Source organism: Nocardia sp. NPDC004168, from assembly GCF_040610355.1.
GTDB classification, from domain to species: domain Bacteria; phylum Actinomycetota; class Actinomycetes; order Mycobacteriales; family Mycobacteriaceae; genus Nocardia; species Nocardia sichangensis.
Map to the genome: position 1 here is coordinate 33,632 of NZ_JBEXME010000027.1, position 14,358 is coordinate 47,989.

General features: G+C 68.7%; 12 protein-coding genes. 5 read left to right on the top strand and 7 right to left on the bottom strand.

Annotated features, from left to right (window positions below):
• Positions 1–44: 44 nt before the first annotated feature.
• The 5 genes from ABZW96_RS31155 to ABZW96_RS31175 are packed head-to-tail and all read right to left on the bottom strand — an operon-like array spanning position 45 to position 6,010.
• Entirely contained in the window at positions 45–1,679 is a 1,635-nt protein-coding gene (locus tag ABZW96_RS31155; protein ID WP_355079499.1) for a bifunctional 3-(3-hydroxy-phenyl)propionate/3-hydroxycinnamic acid hydroxylase, read from the bottom strand.
• Positions 1,676–2,032 (bottom strand): DoxX family protein, encoded by a 357-nt coding sequence (locus ABZW96_RS31160; RefSeq protein ID WP_355079501.1) that lies wholly within the window; start codon positions 2,030–2,032, stop codon positions 1,676–1,678. The genes ABZW96_RS31155 and ABZW96_RS31160 overlap by 4 nt, the downstream gene beginning before the upstream one ends.
• Positions 2,029–3,945, bottom strand: coding sequence for an acyl-CoA synthetase (locus ABZW96_RS31165; RefSeq protein ID WP_355079503.1), 1,917 nt, complete (start codon positions 3,943–3,945; stop codon positions 2,029–2,031). Before ABZW96_RS31165 ends, ABZW96_RS31160 begins: the two co-directional genes overlap by 4 nt.
• Positions 3,942–4,880, bottom strand: a complete 939-nt coding sequence (locus ABZW96_RS31170) for a fumarylacetoacetate hydrolase family protein (RefSeq protein WP_355079505.1) — start codon at positions 4,878–4,880, stop codon at positions 3,942–3,944. Before ABZW96_RS31170 ends, ABZW96_RS31165 begins: the two co-directional genes overlap by 4 nt.
• On the bottom strand, positions 4,877–6,010 hold the full coding sequence (locus tag ABZW96_RS31175; RefSeq protein ID WP_355079507.1) for a VOC family protein: 1,134 nt from the start codon (positions 6,008–6,010) through the stop codon (positions 4,877–4,879). Before ABZW96_RS31175 ends, ABZW96_RS31170 begins: the two co-directional genes overlap by 4 nt.
• A gap of 133 nt (positions 6,011–6,143) precedes the next feature.
• Between ABZW96_RS31175 and ABZW96_RS31180 the strand changes: the two genes are divergently transcribed.
• Positions 6,144–6,803, top strand: coding sequence for a TetR/AcrR family transcriptional regulator (locus ABZW96_RS31180; protein WP_355079509.1), 660 nt, complete (start codon positions 6,144–6,146; stop codon positions 6,801–6,803).
• A gap of 199 nt (positions 6,804–7,002) precedes the next feature.
• Here ABZW96_RS31180 and ABZW96_RS31185 read toward each other — a convergent pair whose 3' ends face one another.
• Entirely contained in the window at positions 7,003–7,710 is a 708-nt protein-coding gene (locus ABZW96_RS31185) for a TetR/AcrR family transcriptional regulator (RefSeq protein ID WP_355079511.1), read from the bottom strand.
• A 38-nt stretch (positions 7,711–7,748) separates the two neighbouring features.
• On the opposite strand from ABZW96_RS31185, the gene ABZW96_RS31190 reads away from it, so the two are divergent.
• Positions 7,749–9,995 (top strand): molybdopterin-dependent oxidoreductase, encoded by a 2,247-nt coding sequence (locus ABZW96_RS31190; protein WP_355079513.1) that lies wholly within the window; start codon positions 7,749–7,751, stop codon positions 9,993–9,995.
• 11 nt (positions 9,996–10,006) lie between these two features.
• A complete protein-coding gene (locus tag ABZW96_RS31195) occupies positions 10,007–11,713 on the top strand; it encodes an FAD-dependent oxidoreductase (RefSeq protein WP_355079515.1) in 1,707 nt (568 codons plus the stop codon).
• A gap of 437 nt (positions 11,714–12,150) precedes the next feature.
• Here ABZW96_RS31195 and ABZW96_RS31200 read toward each other — a convergent pair whose 3' ends face one another.
• Positions 12,151–13,059, bottom strand: coding sequence for an NmrA family NAD(P)-binding protein (locus ABZW96_RS31200; RefSeq protein WP_355079517.1), 909 nt, complete (start codon positions 13,057–13,059; stop codon positions 12,151–12,153).
• Positions 13,060–13,139: 80 nt separating this feature from the next.
• On the opposite strand from ABZW96_RS31200, the gene ABZW96_RS31205 reads away from it, so the two are divergent.
• Both ABZW96_RS31205 and ABZW96_RS31210 read left to right on the top strand, forming a co-directional pair.
• Positions 13,140–13,550, top strand: a complete 411-nt coding sequence (locus tag ABZW96_RS31205) for a helix-turn-helix domain-containing protein (protein WP_355079519.1) — start codon at positions 13,140–13,142, stop codon at positions 13,548–13,550.
• 61 nt (positions 13,551–13,611) lie between these two features.
• Entirely contained in the window at positions 13,612–14,268 is a 657-nt protein-coding gene (locus ABZW96_RS31210; RefSeq protein ID WP_355079521.1) for a hypothetical protein, read from the top strand.
• Positions 14,269–14,358: the final 90 nt, after the last annotated feature.

A 14,358-nucleotide genomic window follows, 5' to 3' on the forward strand; every position in this document is an offset into this window, starting at 1 on the left:
GGTCGACCAGTCGGGATGACCCGTTCGGCTGGTCCCTCGCCTAGCTAGGAGTCGCTCACTGTCAGCGCGTCTGCCTGCACAATGCCGCCGGAACTGGGCGGGCGACTGATGGGTTCGACGCGTTCAGCGGCTTTCGGGGTTGGCGAGCCGGTCTGCGCCGGACGTGCACTCGGCGCGAAACTCGGCAGTGACGAGTACAGATCCGACACCGTTCTCCCGCAGGTCTGCACGGTGCCGTCGGGGCGGACGAGCACGGCGTCGGCGCGCCCGCCGCGCAGCCAGCGGTGCAGCGCGGTGCCCGGCACGGCCCGCAACACCACACCGCCGCGCTGTTCGACGGTCGCCGCCTGCACCGGTGATGGGGCCGATGTCGTGATGATGGCGTAACGCCCGGCGATGAGGTCGTCGACCCGGCGCCCGTCGGCCATCCGTTCGTTCGGGACCAGCCGTCCGGCCAGACCTCGACGCAGCGGCGGTGCGGTCACCAGCGCGGAGCGGTGCAGCGGCGGTGACTCTCCGCTGATGATCGTCCGGGTCAGCCCGGGCAGCCGGTGCAGTCGCGGAGCGAGCAGGCCGCGCAGTCGATTGCCCAGTTCGCCGCCCTCGGTCATGGTCGAACCCATGAGTTTGGCCAGCCGGATCATCATGTGCGCGTGCGGTTTCCGCTCGGTCTCATAGGTGGCGAGCACCGGCTCAGGAAGCTCGCCGCGCAGCACCCCGGCCAGCTTCCAGCTGAGGTTGGCGGCATCGCGCACGCCCGCGCCCATGCCCTGCCCAATGAACGGCGGGGTGAGGTGGGCGGCATCGCCGAGCAGGAATACGCGTCCGGTACGCCATCGGTCGGCCAGTTGCGCGCGGAAGGTGTACTCCGCCACCCGGACCAGCTCCAAGCCCTCGCGGTCGGCGTCGGACAGCCATGGGGCCAGCAGGGGCCACAGTCGAGCCAGATCACGGTAGTCGTCGGCGGATTCGCCGGGCCGCAAACGGAATTCCCACCGGTGGCGGGTCGTGCCGATGCGCATGTATGTCGCGGCTCGATGCGGGTCGCATACCTGATGCACGCCTCCCCAGTGCCCAGGATCGACCGTGGTCGCGAGGTCGACGACCAGCCAGCGCTGCTCGAATCGCAAATCCCGCATGCGCGCGCCGATCGCGGTGCGCACCAGGCTGTTCGCGCCGTCGCAACCCAGCACGTAGCGGGCGCGGACCGACTCGGACGCGCCGGTCGCGCGGTCTTCGAAATCAACCCGGATACAGTCCTTCTCGACCGTCAGCCCGGTGACTTCCACCCCGCCGCGCAGCGAAACGGTCGGATGCAGCGCCAGATTGGCCCGCAACAGCGCCTCCAGCTCCGGCTGGTCGAACAGGTTGGCTTCGGGGAATCCGTTGCGGCCCCCGGCCGGATCGCGGTCGAATTGCGCCAGCACCCGATGCCGCGAATCCACCAGGCGCAACCCCGGGGCGGGCCGGGTGATCGCGTCGAACCCCGGCCCGATGCCGAGACGTTCCACGATCCGCCGGATCTCACCGTCGAGATGGACCGCGCGCGGCTGCGGGTAGACGCCCTCCCACCGCTCGAGGACCAGCGATTCGATGCCGTATTGGGCGAGCAGCGTGGCCGCGGTGAGCCCGGACGGGCCCGCTCCGACGATCACCACCGGAACTGTCGGCGAAGTCATCGGGATCCACCGATCAACGTGGCCACGTAGGCCGTGGCGACCGCAGCCGCACCTGCCGCGGGCGCGATTTCGGTCGTGCCGTCGCCGTTTCGGAGATGGCTGGCGACCGCACCGGTCATCAACAGCACCAGCCCGGCCACGGCAGCCCGGCCGATCGCAGGGCGAACCGGTCCCAGCAGCACCCCACCGGCCGCGAGGAGTTCGACCGCGCCGATGCCGCGATAAGCGGTGGTGGAGTACCCGAGATGCGCCGCACGCTCGCGCATCGCCGCGACGGCGGCGACCTTGGCCGTCCCGAGGTATAGGAATTCGGCTGCCAGCACGCCCCCGAGCACCTTCGCCACGGTTTTCATCGCCGCACCTCGATTCTCGCGTCGATCGCATAGCGGCCCAGGATCGCCTCGGCCGCGGCTGGATCGACATCGGGGTCCAGGACGACGGTGGCGACGATCGCGCCGTCCTCGACCGCGGCGGAGATACCCGCCACACCGGTGGTCTCGGCGAGCGCGTCGAGCAGTTCGCGGCGAGTGGCATCGGCGCGCAGGCTCAGCTTGTAGGGCTTTCCGACATCGGTGACGGGCAGCGAGTCGAGGATGGTGACCGTCTTGGGGGCGGCGGCGCGCTCGTGCACCCGCTCGGCCGCCCACGCCACCAGTTCGCCCTCGGTGGCCTCGGCGCCCGCGGTGAGCGCGACGTAGGCGACCGGAACCTCGCCGGCGTGTACGTCCGGGCGGCCCACCGCTCCGGCCGCGCTCACCTGCGGGTGGCTCAGCAGGGCGTCCTCGATGCTCGCGGGATCGATGTTGTGGCCGCCGCGAATGATGAGATCCTTTGCGCGACCGTGCAGATGGATGAATCCCTCCTCATCGATATGGGCCAGGTCGCCGGTGCTCAGCCAGCCGTCGACCACGGTGCCCAGTCCATCGAGGCGGTGACCGTGTTCGTCGCGGCCGGTCACGTATCCGGCGAAGACCGTGGGGCCGCTGATGACCAGGACACCGGTCTCCCCGTCCGCGAGTGTCTCCCACAGCCCGTCTTCAGCCGTGCGGACGACCGCGACCTGCTGATAGGGCATTCGCTGCCCGACCGCGCCGGGCCGGGGAACATCCGGGAAGCTGCGTGCGGTGGCGCACGTCGCCTCGGTGAGGCCGTAACCCTCCACCAGCGTGACCCCGGTGTGCAGCTGGAAGTTTTCGCGTACCGCGAGCGGCAGCGGGGACGCGCCGACCATCGCGTAGCGCAAGCTGGTGACGTCGGTGTCGATCGGGCATTGGGCCAGTACCGCATACACCGTCGGCACGGCGCTCATCGCGGCAATCCGGAAGTGCGCCACGATATTCCAAAACTCCGCGTAGAGCGTGAAGTCCCGATATCCCAGCGGACCGGCCCATACCACCGGCTGACCGCGGAACAGCGGCGCGAGCAGGGTGACGACCAGCGCGTTGACGTGGAACAGCGGAAGCGCGGCGAAGACCACCGATTCCTCATCGAGCAGCGAGTTGGCGGCGATCATCCACGCATTGGAGACCTCACCGGAATGTCGGTGCGCCGCCAGTTTCGGCACGCCCGTCGTGCCGCCGGTGTGGAACAGCGCCGCCAGATCCGATGCCGCCGGTGCCTCTCCGTGAAAGCGGCTCGAATCCTCCTCGGCGGCAAGGGTATCGAGGTAGCCGATCCGGATGCCGCCGATGCCTGGCAGGGTCGGCGGCGGCTCCGGAGCTGCCGTCGGACGCAACACCAGCAGGGCATCCAACAGACCGCGCGCCGCGAGTTCGCGTGCGGTGGTCCAGGTGTCAGGCTCGAGTTCCGGACCGGCGGCGATCAAGACCCGAGCGCCCGAGCGGCGCAGCAGCTCCGCGACGTGCTCGTGCGACAGGCCGCCATTGATCGGTGCGGCGATGCCCGCCAGCTGTGCGGCGAGGGTGGCAGGGATCAGCTCCGCGCAGTTGGGTGCGATCAGCGCGACCGCGTCGGTGCGGCGCACACCCAGCTCGTGCAGCAGGTTCGCGTACTTGTGCACGTCGGTGAGCAGCTCGGAGTAGGTGCGCTGCAACGGCTCTCGCCATCGCGCCGCATCCGGCAGCACGGTGATCGCGGTGCGCTCCGGCCATCGCGTCGCCGCGCGGACGAGCAGGGCGTAGGTCGATTCGGGCAGGCCGCGCGCCTCGAGCGGTACCGCTTCGATGGCGGCCAGGTCCTCCGGGCCGGTGTACCGGGGCCAGAGCAAGTCCTCCGTCGAGGTCTCGAGGGTCGTGTTGTCGGTCATCGGGCGTACCTCACGACCGTGCGCTGGCGGCCCAGGTCGAGGGCGCCGTCGTCGGTGCCGATCGCGGCCTCGACCACGTCCCCGTCCTTCAGGTACTTCGGGTTCTTGGCCTGGCCCTGGAAGAACATCTTCCACTTGACCTTCGGCGGCAGCAGCGAGCCGATGATCTCCACCGGCTTGGGCGGGGCACTGAGCGCGGTGCCGATCGGGGTTCCGGTGAGTAGCAGATCCCCGGCGTCCATGCGCTGGAATCGGGTCAGCGCGCGCAGCGTCTCGACCGGCCGGTAGATCATGTCCGCGACCGTCATGTCCTGCCGCAGCTGGCCATTGACCCACAGCCGCAGCCGCAGATCTCCGAACCGCTTCAGCTCATCGGCGTCGAGCAGCACCAGCGCCGGGCCGACCGGGGTGAAGGTCGGATACGACTTCGCTTCGTAGAACTGCGTTTTCGGCAGCTGCACGTCGCGCGCTGAGATGTCGTTGGTAACCACCAGGCCCGCGACGTAGTCCGCGAGGTTCTCCGCCGAGACATCAGCGCCGACCGGCATCTCGCGACCGAACACGAGGCCGATCTCCACCTCGTAGTCGAGCAGCTGCACATGCGCGGGCCGGATGACGTCGTCGTGGGGTCCACTGATCGATCCGGACGCCTTGCGGAAGAACGTCAGCGGCACCGTCTCGGGGTCCATCCCCGAATCCTTTACGTGCGAGGCGAAGTTCGTCATCTGCGCAACCACCCGACACGGCGCGGTCACCGGGGAGAGCAACGAAAGGCTTTGCACTGCCACGGGTTCCGCGCCGGACGCAGCCGCGGCGATCGCCTCACGGTCGGCGAGCAGTTCCCGCGTGGTCGTCGCGGTGATATCGATACGGGCGGCACCGGCGGGGGTCTGCACCCACCAGGCGTCGGCGGTGCGGAGGATGGATGTGCTCATGAGTTGGCCACTTTCAACAGGCCGCGCAGGCGGCGGATATCGAATTCGTTGTCCTCACGCAGCGCGTCGACGATCGAGCGCAGTTCGCGCAGCGATTCGGCTCCGGGCTTGATGCCGAGGAAGTCCTTGGTCACGGGCGGGCCCCACTGCGCCAGACCGGAAGCGCTCATCGGCGCCCAGCCCGGCTCGAGGGTGCAATCGAACATGTCGCCGTCACTGAAGTGCTCCACCATGAACCCGTCGGGATCGCGCCAGTAGTCGAAGATCTGGCTGCCATGGATATGGCGGCCGATCCCCCACGATCGGCGATAACCCTGTTCGCGCAGGTACTCTCCACCCGCCGCGAGCGCGTCCAGGTCGGCGACCTGATACGCGGAGTGCACATAGCGGTTCGACGGCCCGAGCGTCAACGCGAGCGTGTGATGGTCGGTCGGCACCGAACCCTGGTCGCAGCGAATGAAACTCATGACCGGACCACGCTCCCGCTGGCCCGGGTAAAAGAGGAAGTCGCTGACGATCAGGCCCAGATTCCGCAGATACCAGTCGAGGCTCTCGCGGTAGCTCGTCGACTGGATCACCACGTGTCCGAGCCGACGCACGCGTGCCGGTGCCCGCGGCGGTCGCTGCGTGGCATTCACCCGCGCCACCTCGTGCCCGAAGTTGAAAATGTGGGGCTGCTGCGTCGGCAAAGCCTCGAGTTCGTGCGTCTCGGCGACCACTCGCACCCGCAGGCGGCTCGGATCGGAAAGGTCGACGGTCAGTCCGCCCAGTGACTCCGGCAATGGCATGGCTCGCGCACCGGTCGCGGCGGCCAGTCGCAGCAGATCGGCGGAATCGGCGGCACGAAAGGCCGGACCGGCGAAGCGCGAGCGGACACCACGCCGGATGAGCACGCAGGGCGCGCCCGGATCGGTCCCGCGCAGCTGCAACTCGTCGGCCGTCCGCATGGCGGTCGCGAACCCGAAGGCGTGGGCGAAAGCCTCCGCTCCGTCCAGGTCGGGCTTCTCGAACTCCAGCCACGCCAAGTCCAGCACCTTGATCACGGGATTGCGCGCCCGGCCCGGATGCTCACCCGCGTGCGCCCCCTGCTCGCTGTGCAGACCGCTGTGTACATCGTGATGGCCGCTCATCGACCACTCCCTTCCAATAACTGACGATATCGTCACTCACGAGAGCAGCGTCAGTCAATACCATCTGACGATTCCGTCAAAATTGAATCGAGCGGCTATGATGGTGAGCCTGTCCAGTAGGAGAGATGCATCGATGACCACGCACAATGGGTCGGCACCCAATCGCCTGGAACGCCGCAAGGCCCGCACGCGCGCCGCGCTGGTCGGCGCGGCGCAATCACTGCTGGCCGAGGGCAAGATCAATGTGCCGATCCTCGAGATCACCCAGGCCGCCGACGTCGGCATGGGATCGTTCTACAACCATTTCCAGAGCCGCGAGGAGCTGTTCCATGCTGCCGTCGAGGAGGCACTCGACCGGCACGGAGCACTGCTCGATCTGCTGTGCGAAGACGTCGAGGATCCGGCTCAGGTCTTCGCGCAGAGCTTCCGCCTCACCGGCCGCCTGCACCGCCTGCATCCCACCCTCAGCAAGGTCTTGCTCAATGACGGGCTCGGCCTGGCGAACTCGGACCGCGGGCTCGCGCCTCGCGCACGCCGCGACATCGAGGCCGCGGCCGAAGCCGGGCGCTTCGACATCCGCGACCCGGAACTGTCGATGACCATCGTCGCCGCCGCGGCCCTGGGCCTCGGACGCCTGCTGCACGACCATCCCGAACGCGACGACGCCGAGGCCGCCGACCAGGTGGCCGAGGACCTGCTGCGCATGTTCGGGCTCTCCTCCGAGGAAGCCCACGAGATCTGCCGACGCCCGCTACCGCCATTGGACCTGCCGCGCGTCGGCTCGACTCCATAGACTCCGCGGTCGTCAACGGCGGGAGCCTGCGGCAACCATCTCGAGGGGGGAACGCTAGCTGGGCCGTCGCGGCCGGAGCACCGCATGCTCTACCGGGGCCGGCCCACCACCGAACGCCGGTCGGTGGACCACGCGCCGCGCGACTCCAGCCGCTGGGCAGGGGGAATAGTGCTGGCGCGCATACGCTGCATGCGCGACGCTACGACGACGCCTGCGCGCTCGGTGAAACAGCCGAAGCCATCGGCTCGGCACGGACCACCTGCTCACGGAGCCCGATCGGCTCGTCGTGCCGGCGGGCGGCCGCATAGACCTGCAAGTAGCGAGTGATGGCGATCCGACCCTCGTCGGTCAGCGCGTCACTCTCGTCGCCGCGCTGGTGGGCCAGCTCGAAGACGTGGTCACCCAGCTCCACGGCCACCTCGACGACGCGTCGGCTGGTGCCGGGCGCGAGCAGGCCGGTGGCAAGCAGGTGGCGGTGGAGCAGGTCGGTGAGCCTGCCGAGGTGTTCTCTGATGTCGTCGCGGAGAGCCTCGTTGTGCCGGGAGGCGTAGTAGAGCGCGACGAAGTCCGGGTGGGACATGTAGTGGCGGCCGTGAAAGGCGATGAACGCCTCGACGGCGGCCGCGATGTCCGGGTGTGGCCGGGCGGTGGCGAGGGACTCCTCCAGTTCGCTATCGAGGCGCGTGAGTTCGCGGGCGAGCAGCTGCTCGAAGATGGCGTCGCGGTTGGTGAAGAACTGGTACACCGTCGCGGACGGGACACCAGCACGTTCCGCCACGGAACGGACCGTCGCCGCGTCGGTTCCCTCGGCCGTGATGATCTCCACGGCGGCGTCCAAGATCCGCTGGACGCGCTCGCGGCTGCGCTGCTGGACCGGTTCGCGGCGGAGGGGGCTGGCGTCGGGCACGGCATCCATGGTAGACACGAAAAAAATAACATGACGTCATGTTCATGTTTCAGCGGATCTCTTGCGGAGGCGACTACACCATGAGCACGACCGGGGCAGCCGTCGATGCGTTGACCGAGGCGGGGCGGGCGATACGCGGCTCCGGGGGCGGCGGCACCGCGAAGGCCGCTTGCAACTTGTGCGAGGCGATTTGCGGGATCGAGATCACCATCGAGGGCGGGAGGGCCGTCGGTGTGCGCGGCGACCGCGACGACCCCCTATCCCGCGGCCACGTGTGCCCCAAGTCCGTAGCGATGACCGACGTGCACAGCGACCCGGACCGGCTACGGCGGCCGCTGCGCAAGATCGACGGAGAATGGGTGGAGGTGGACTGGTCCGAGGCGATCAACGCGGCGGCCCGCGGACTCGCTCAGGCCCGTCGGCGGCACGGCGCGAATGCGGTGGCGGTCTACCTGGGCAACCCCTCGGTCCACAGCCTCGGCGCGATGACCCACGGGTCCGCGTTCGCCTCATTGCTGCGAACCCACAACCACTTCTCGGCATCCTCGGTCGACCAGTTGCCGCACCAGGTCGTTTCGGCACTGCTGTACGGGCACCAGTTCCTGCTGCCGGAGCCGGATCTGGACCGGACACAGCACCTGCTCATGTTCGGTGCCAACCCGCGTGCATCGAACGGAAGCCTGATGACCGCGCCGGATATGGCGCGGCGGCTGCGGGAGATCCGCGAGCGCGGCGGGCGGGTCACCGTCATCGACCCGCGCCGCACAGAGACAGCCGCGGACGCCGATGAGCACGTATTCATCCGGCCCGGCACGGACGCCGCGGTGCTGTTGGCCATGGTGCACGTCGTCTTGCGAGACCGGGCACCGCGCCTGGCCGAATACATCACGGGTGCGGACGCGCTCCGAGACGCGGTCGCCGAGTTCACGCCGGAAGCCGCCGGCCGTTTCAGCGGCGTGCCCGCCGCCACGATCACCCGCCTCGCCCACTCCTTCGCCGACGCGGGTCCCGCCGCCTGCTACGGCAGGTTCGGCGTGTCGACCCAGCGGCACGGCACTGTGTGCCAGTGGGCCATCCAGGTGCTCAACATCATCACCGGCAACCTGGGCCGCGAGGGCGGGACGCTGTTCACCGATCCGGCCATCGACATGACACGGCTGCTGAGTCCGGGCCATTTCGGCCGACGCCGCAGCCGTGTGCGCGGGCTTCCTTCCTTCGCCGGGGAGTTTCCGGTCGCCGCCCTTGCCGAGGAGATCACGACGCCGGGCCAGGGGCAGGTCCGGGCGCTGTTGACGATCGCGGGAAACCCGGTGCTGTCCACTCCTGCCGGAGCCGCACTCGGCACCGCGCTCGGCGGCCTCGACTTCATGGTGGCCGTGGACTTCTACCTCAACGAGACCACTCGCCACGCCGACGTCATCCTGCCGCCGACCAGCGCGCTGGAACGAGACCACTACGACTTGGTTTTCCGGTCCTTCGCCGTCCGCAATACCGCGAAATACTCGCCCGCGGTGCTGCCCAAGCCGCGCGGCGCGCGGCACGACTGGGAGATCTTCCGCGACCTCGGCTCGGCCTACCAACGCCACCTCGGAGGCGGCCGGATGCAGGTATTGCGCCGTCGCCTCAGTAGGCCCGCCCTGGCCACCGAGATTCGGCTGCGGACACCGCCGCGCCGGCTGGTGGACCTGCTCCTGCGCACAGGTCGCTACAAACTGAGCGTGCGGCGACTGCTCGCTCACCCGGCCGGGCTGGACCTGGGCCCGCTGCGGCCGGGCGTCGAGCATCGCCTGCGCACTCCTGACCGCCGACTACACCTCGTGCCACCGGAGATCGCGGACGCCCTCGCCACCCTGCGCTCCGACCTGGGTACGGCTCCGGCGGATCCAGGGTCGCTGCTGTTGATCGGCCGACGGCACCTGCGCTCCAACAATTCCTGGATGCACAACTACGCCCGCCTCGTCGCCGGTCCGCAGCGACACCATCTGCTCATGCATCCTGCCGACGCGGCCCGCCTCGGACTGGCCGACGGGCCCGCCGTGCTGCGCTCGCGCACCGGCGCCGTGCGGGTGGACGTCAGGCAGACCACCGACATCATGGCGGGCACGGTCAGCCTGCCGCACGGGTACGGGCACGCGGCGGCGGAAAGTCGGCTGTCCGTGGCCTCCCGCGTCGCGGGCGCGAGCGCCAACGATGTCACCGACCCACTGTTCCTGGACACCGTCAGCGGAAATGCCGCCCTCAACGGAATCCCGGTCACCGTGGAACCGCTCCCCGACTCCCGCTAGCAAGGAACGCCATGCCCCACGTCATCACCCAGCCGTGCTGCAACGACGCCTCCTGTGTGCCGGTGTGCCCGGTCGGCTGCATCCATCCCACCCCCGACGAACCGGGCTTCGCCTCCGCCGAAGCCCTCTACATCGACCCCGCCAGCTGCATCGACTGCGGCGCCTGCGTCGCCGAATGCCCGGTCGGGGCGATCACCCGCGACACCGCGCCCGCCGCAGACCGGTTCTTGGACCTGGCGGAGGCTTATTACCAGCGAAACCCGCTGCCGCCCGGCATCCCCGACGCCTCGCCGCCCGCTGCGCGGGCCGAGATCGAGGAGCTTCGAGTCGCGGTGGTGGGCTCCGGGCCCGCAGGCGCGTATGCCGCACTCGAGCTGCTCGAGCATCCGGGCGCGACAGTCACGATGTTCGACCGGCTGCCCACACCGTGGGGGCTGGTGCGAGGCGGCGTGGCCCCCGACCACCCGTCCACCAAATCCGTCACCGAGGTATTCGAGCGCGCCGCCGCCAATGGCCGCTTCCGCTTCCACCTCAACGTCGAGGTCGGTACCCACATCACCCACGACGAGCTGGCCGCAGCGCATCACGCCGTCGTCTATGCCTATGGGGCCTCCGGTGACCGCCGCCTGGGGATTCCCGGCGAGGACCTGCCGGGAAGCGCGTCGGCAACCGAGTTCGTGAACTGGTACAACGGCCACCCGGACTTCATCGACCGCACGTTCGATCTCTCCTGTCGCCGTGCGGTCGTCGTCGGCAACGGCAACGTCGCCCTCGACATCGCCCGCCTCCTGGTCGCCGATCCCGCGGAGCTCGCCGCCACCGATATGGCCGACCACGCGCTGGCCGCCCTGGCCGCAGGCACGATCGAGGAAGTCGTGGTGCTCGGCCGGCGCGGCCCCGCGCAGGCCGCGTACACCACTCCCGAGCTGCTCGCCCTGACCGATCTCGACGGCGCCGATGTCCTCGCCTTGTCCGACGAGGCCAAATTGGATCCCGACCAGCTCGCCGCACTTCGATCGGACCCGATCGGGCTGGCCAAAGCGCAGGCTGCCGCGGAACTCACCACACGCCGCCGCGGTGCGTCGCGCCGTATTGTCCTGCGCTACTTGTGTTCTCCGCTGGAGATCTTGGGCGATCAACGAGTCACCGGAGTGCGTGTGGCTCGCAATCGGCTCGAACACGGCCCCGGCGGCGACGTCCGCGCTGTCCCGACCGGAATCGAAGAGACCATCGAGGCGGGCCTGGTACTCCGGGCGGTGGGCTACCGCGGCGCTGCGCTGTCCGGCCTGCCCTTCGACCATGACCGCGGTGTGCTGCCCAACGACTTCGGCCGAGTCCTCGCCGGCACCGGCGAACCCATCCCCGGCGTTTACACGGCGGGATGGATCAAGCGGGGCCCGTCCGGAGGCATCGGCGCCAACAAGAAATGCGCCCTGGACACCGTCGCCGCACTCCTCGCCGACCATTCCGCAGGATTGCTTCCCGCCCCCGCAACAACCCCGCAGGACCTCGACGCACTGGTCCGGCAGCGCCGGCCCACCGCCGTCGGTGTGCACGAGTGGAGGGCGATCGATCGGACCGAGCGCGACCTCGGCGCGGTTCAGGGACGGCCGAGGCGCAAACTTGCCTCGTTCCCCGCCTTGCTCGCCGTTGCGCATGGGGAGGACTCGATGCCGACGATTCCACTGCCGATCGACGCAGACGGGTTCCGCCTCTGACCAATTCCTGCTAATGCTGCGTGTAGAGACTGACGATGTGGGTTCTTTCGGGACGAAGTGCGGGTCCTTGCTCGTCGTCCACGACCGCGGACGACGCCGCCGAATCCTCTCTGCCGCAAGTATTCTGCACACCTGGCTACGTCGCTCGTCCAGCAAGGTCTTCGGATGCCGAGGCGAGCGCCGAGGAGTTCGCGGGGGTGTCGACAGAGGTGCTAGGCGATCCGCGCGGGCCGGTGCGACGCCAGTTCGGCATCCGGTGCCTGATATTCGACTCTGCGGCCTTGCTGGACGAATGCGAGCGCGAACCCGGCGTGCGATGCCGGGTGGGGCTGTCACGAGCGGCGGCAGGAGTTGTCGGCACGTGGTGGCAACGTGCGTCTGCGCTACAGCGATATCGCACGGAAACTGGACATTCTCGACCTCGCCCGGCCTGCTGTTCAGCGCGACGCGTTCACCGATGCCGACTGAAACCCGCCCGCGCGCACCGCGTCGGTGATGAGTGTCCGAACGTCGCGCGGTGCGCTCGGCAGCAGTTCGAGGAGGTCGGTGCTCGATGCCTCGAGTAGTCCGGCACCAAGGTTTGCGAACAACGAGAGGGTATGCGTGATCTGGTACGGCTCCAATCCACTGCCCTGCAACATATCCCGCGTTTCGCCGAGCGAAATCGGCACGTATCGCACTGGGCGACGGAGGGATTCGCTCAGGATCTCGGCGATATCCGGGCCGCCGATCGCGGTCACACCCTCGAGCTCGTATACCTTGCCCGCATGTCTGCTGGGCCGCCCCGCGGCCAGATCACGCTCGGATTCCGCGGCTACCCGAACGGCTACCTCGGCCAGGTCCTCGCGCGCCACCACCGAGATCCGGCCGGTGCCGAATGCCGCCGCGAATACACCCGATTCGGCCGTGGAGGCGGCACCGGCGACGGCGAGGCCGACCGGCACCTCCGCGTAGAGGCCATTGCGCAGGACGGTCGCGTCGAAAGGTGCTGCGGCGAGACGCTTTTCGGTCCAGCGGTGCGGCAGGGCGATGGTCGTCAGATCGCCGGATCCCGCGAGACCGGTGTAGATCACGTGCCGGACACCGGCCGCGCTGGCGGCGTCGATCACCGCACCGTGACGGGCCAACACCACATCGTCTTCGGCATATCCGGCCGAAATCAGGACCAGGACATCGACATCCCGCAGTCCCGCGGACAGCGTCGCCGGGTCGTCGAAATCGATACGGCGCGTGGTGATGTCGTCACCGGAGCGGCTGCCCGCCGCTACTGTCAGGTCGTCGAGGGTGGACAGGCCGCGGTGGACGAGGCCGCCGAGGGCTCCGGAGATGCCGGTTACCAGGATCATCGCAACACTCCCGATTGTTGTAGTTGCTGGATTCGACCCAGCATCGGCGGCCGCGGCGCGCGGCATAAGGAGGCACTTTCATGTCGGTCACGAACACTGCGGTCACCGCGCAGGTCGCGGGCACTATTCCCGACGGGCCCTGTGGCGATGACGACTGCGGCATCCGCGATGTGCTCGACCGGTTGGGGGATCGGTGGACGGTATTGGTGATCGTCGAACTGAGTAAAGGAGTGCGGCGTTTCCGTGAGTTGGAGCGGGCGATTCCGGGCATCTCACAGCGGATGCTGACACTGACCACCAAGCGCCTGTGCCGCGACGGCATGGTGGAGCGGATCGCGTACCCGACGATCCCACCGCAGGTCGAATACCGGCTCACCGAGACCGGCCAGAGCCTGGCCGCGGCCATCGGCGCACTCGCCGATTGGTCGCGCGAGCACAAGGACCGCATCGCCGACGCGCGCCGACGCTGGGATGCCGAGCACGGCGACTGAACACCTGTCGCGGGCGGGCGAACAGCGCTTGAATGGAAGCATTCCCACAGGGAGGTTCCCGATGACCCTTACCGCTCGTGACCTGCTCTACGGGATCCAGGCCGAGCTGGCCCCGCACGACGACGACAATCGCATGGTTCCGCTGATCTCGGTGGGCAAGGCGCCACGCGCGGTATTCGCGGCGATCGCTGCCGAGGAACAGCGCATCATAAGCAGCGACTGGCGCAGCTTCCACGCCATGGCGGCGCGGGCGGACGACCCGAACGTCAGAGCGTTCCTCGACGCCCTCCCGCCCGGCGAGCAGCAGGCACTGGCTCTATTGGACGCACTCGTGGCGGCGGCCGGACCAGATCAGGGCATGGAGCCGCCCAGGGCGGGTTGTCAGGCATATCCCGCGTATGTCGCGTGGCTGGCGCTCAACGCCGAACCCTCCGCAGCGACTGCCGGTATCTACGCGAATGTCGCCGCATTCGGCCGCTACTGCCGTGTGGTCGCCGACAGCATGCGCACCAACTACAAGTTCGATGACCCGGCCTGCGCATTCTTCGACTTCTTCGCGGCCGATAGCCCCGGATACGAACAGCGGGCCCTCGCCGCAATCCAGGCCGGAATCGACACCGACCGACTGAATCCGAACGACGCCCACCTCTACGCCAGACTCTTCCAGAACTACGAACTCATGTTCTGGAACACCCTCGCCGACGAGTTCGCCGGATAGCACCGTCGGTGTTCCTCCGAGCCGACCGCTCGTCGGCAGCTGAGCTCGCTCTCACCGTCGTAGACCACTGCCGATCGGCGAATCTCTATA

Coding starts and splice junctions, on each gene's coding strand:
- ABZW96_RS31200 (WP_355079517.1), bottom strand. CDS start 13,059: ATGATCCTGGTAACCGGCATCTCCGGAGCCCTCGGCGGCCTCGTCCAC.
- ABZW96_RS31195 (WP_355079515.1), top strand. CDS start 10,007: ATGCCCCACGTCATCACCCAGCCGTGCTGCAACGACGCCTCCTGTGTG.
- ABZW96_RS31190 (WP_355079513.1), top strand. CDS start 7,749: ATGTTCATGTTTCAGCGGATCTCTTGCGGAGGCGACTACACCATGAGC.
- ABZW96_RS31160 (WP_355079501.1), bottom strand. CDS start 2,032: ATGAAAACCGTGGCGAAGGTGCTCGGGGGCGTGCTGGCAGCCGAATTC.
- ABZW96_RS31170 (WP_355079505.1), bottom strand. CDS start 4,880: ATGAGCACATCCATCCTCCGCACCGCCGACGCCTGGTGGGTGCAGACC.
- ABZW96_RS31205 (WP_355079519.1), top strand. CDS start 13,140: ATGTCGGTCACGAACACTGCGGTCACCGCGCAGGTCGCGGGCACTATT.
- ABZW96_RS31165 (WP_355079503.1), bottom strand. CDS start 3,945: ATGACCGACAACACGACCCTCGAGACCTCGACGGAGGACTTGCTCTGG.
- ABZW96_RS31180 (WP_355079509.1), top strand. CDS start 6,144: ATGACCACGCACAATGGGTCGGCACCCAATCGCCTGGAACGCCGCAAG.
- ABZW96_RS31210 (WP_355079521.1), top strand. CDS start 13,612: ATGACCCTTACCGCTCGTGACCTGCTCTACGGGATCCAGGCCGAGCTG.
- ABZW96_RS31155 (WP_355079499.1), bottom strand. CDS start 1,679: ATGACTTCGCCGACAGTTCCGGTGGTGATCGTCGGAGCGGGCCCGTCC.
- ABZW96_RS31175 (WP_355079507.1), bottom strand. CDS start 6,010: ATGAGCGGCCATCACGATGTACACAGCGGTCTGCACAGCGAGCAGGGG.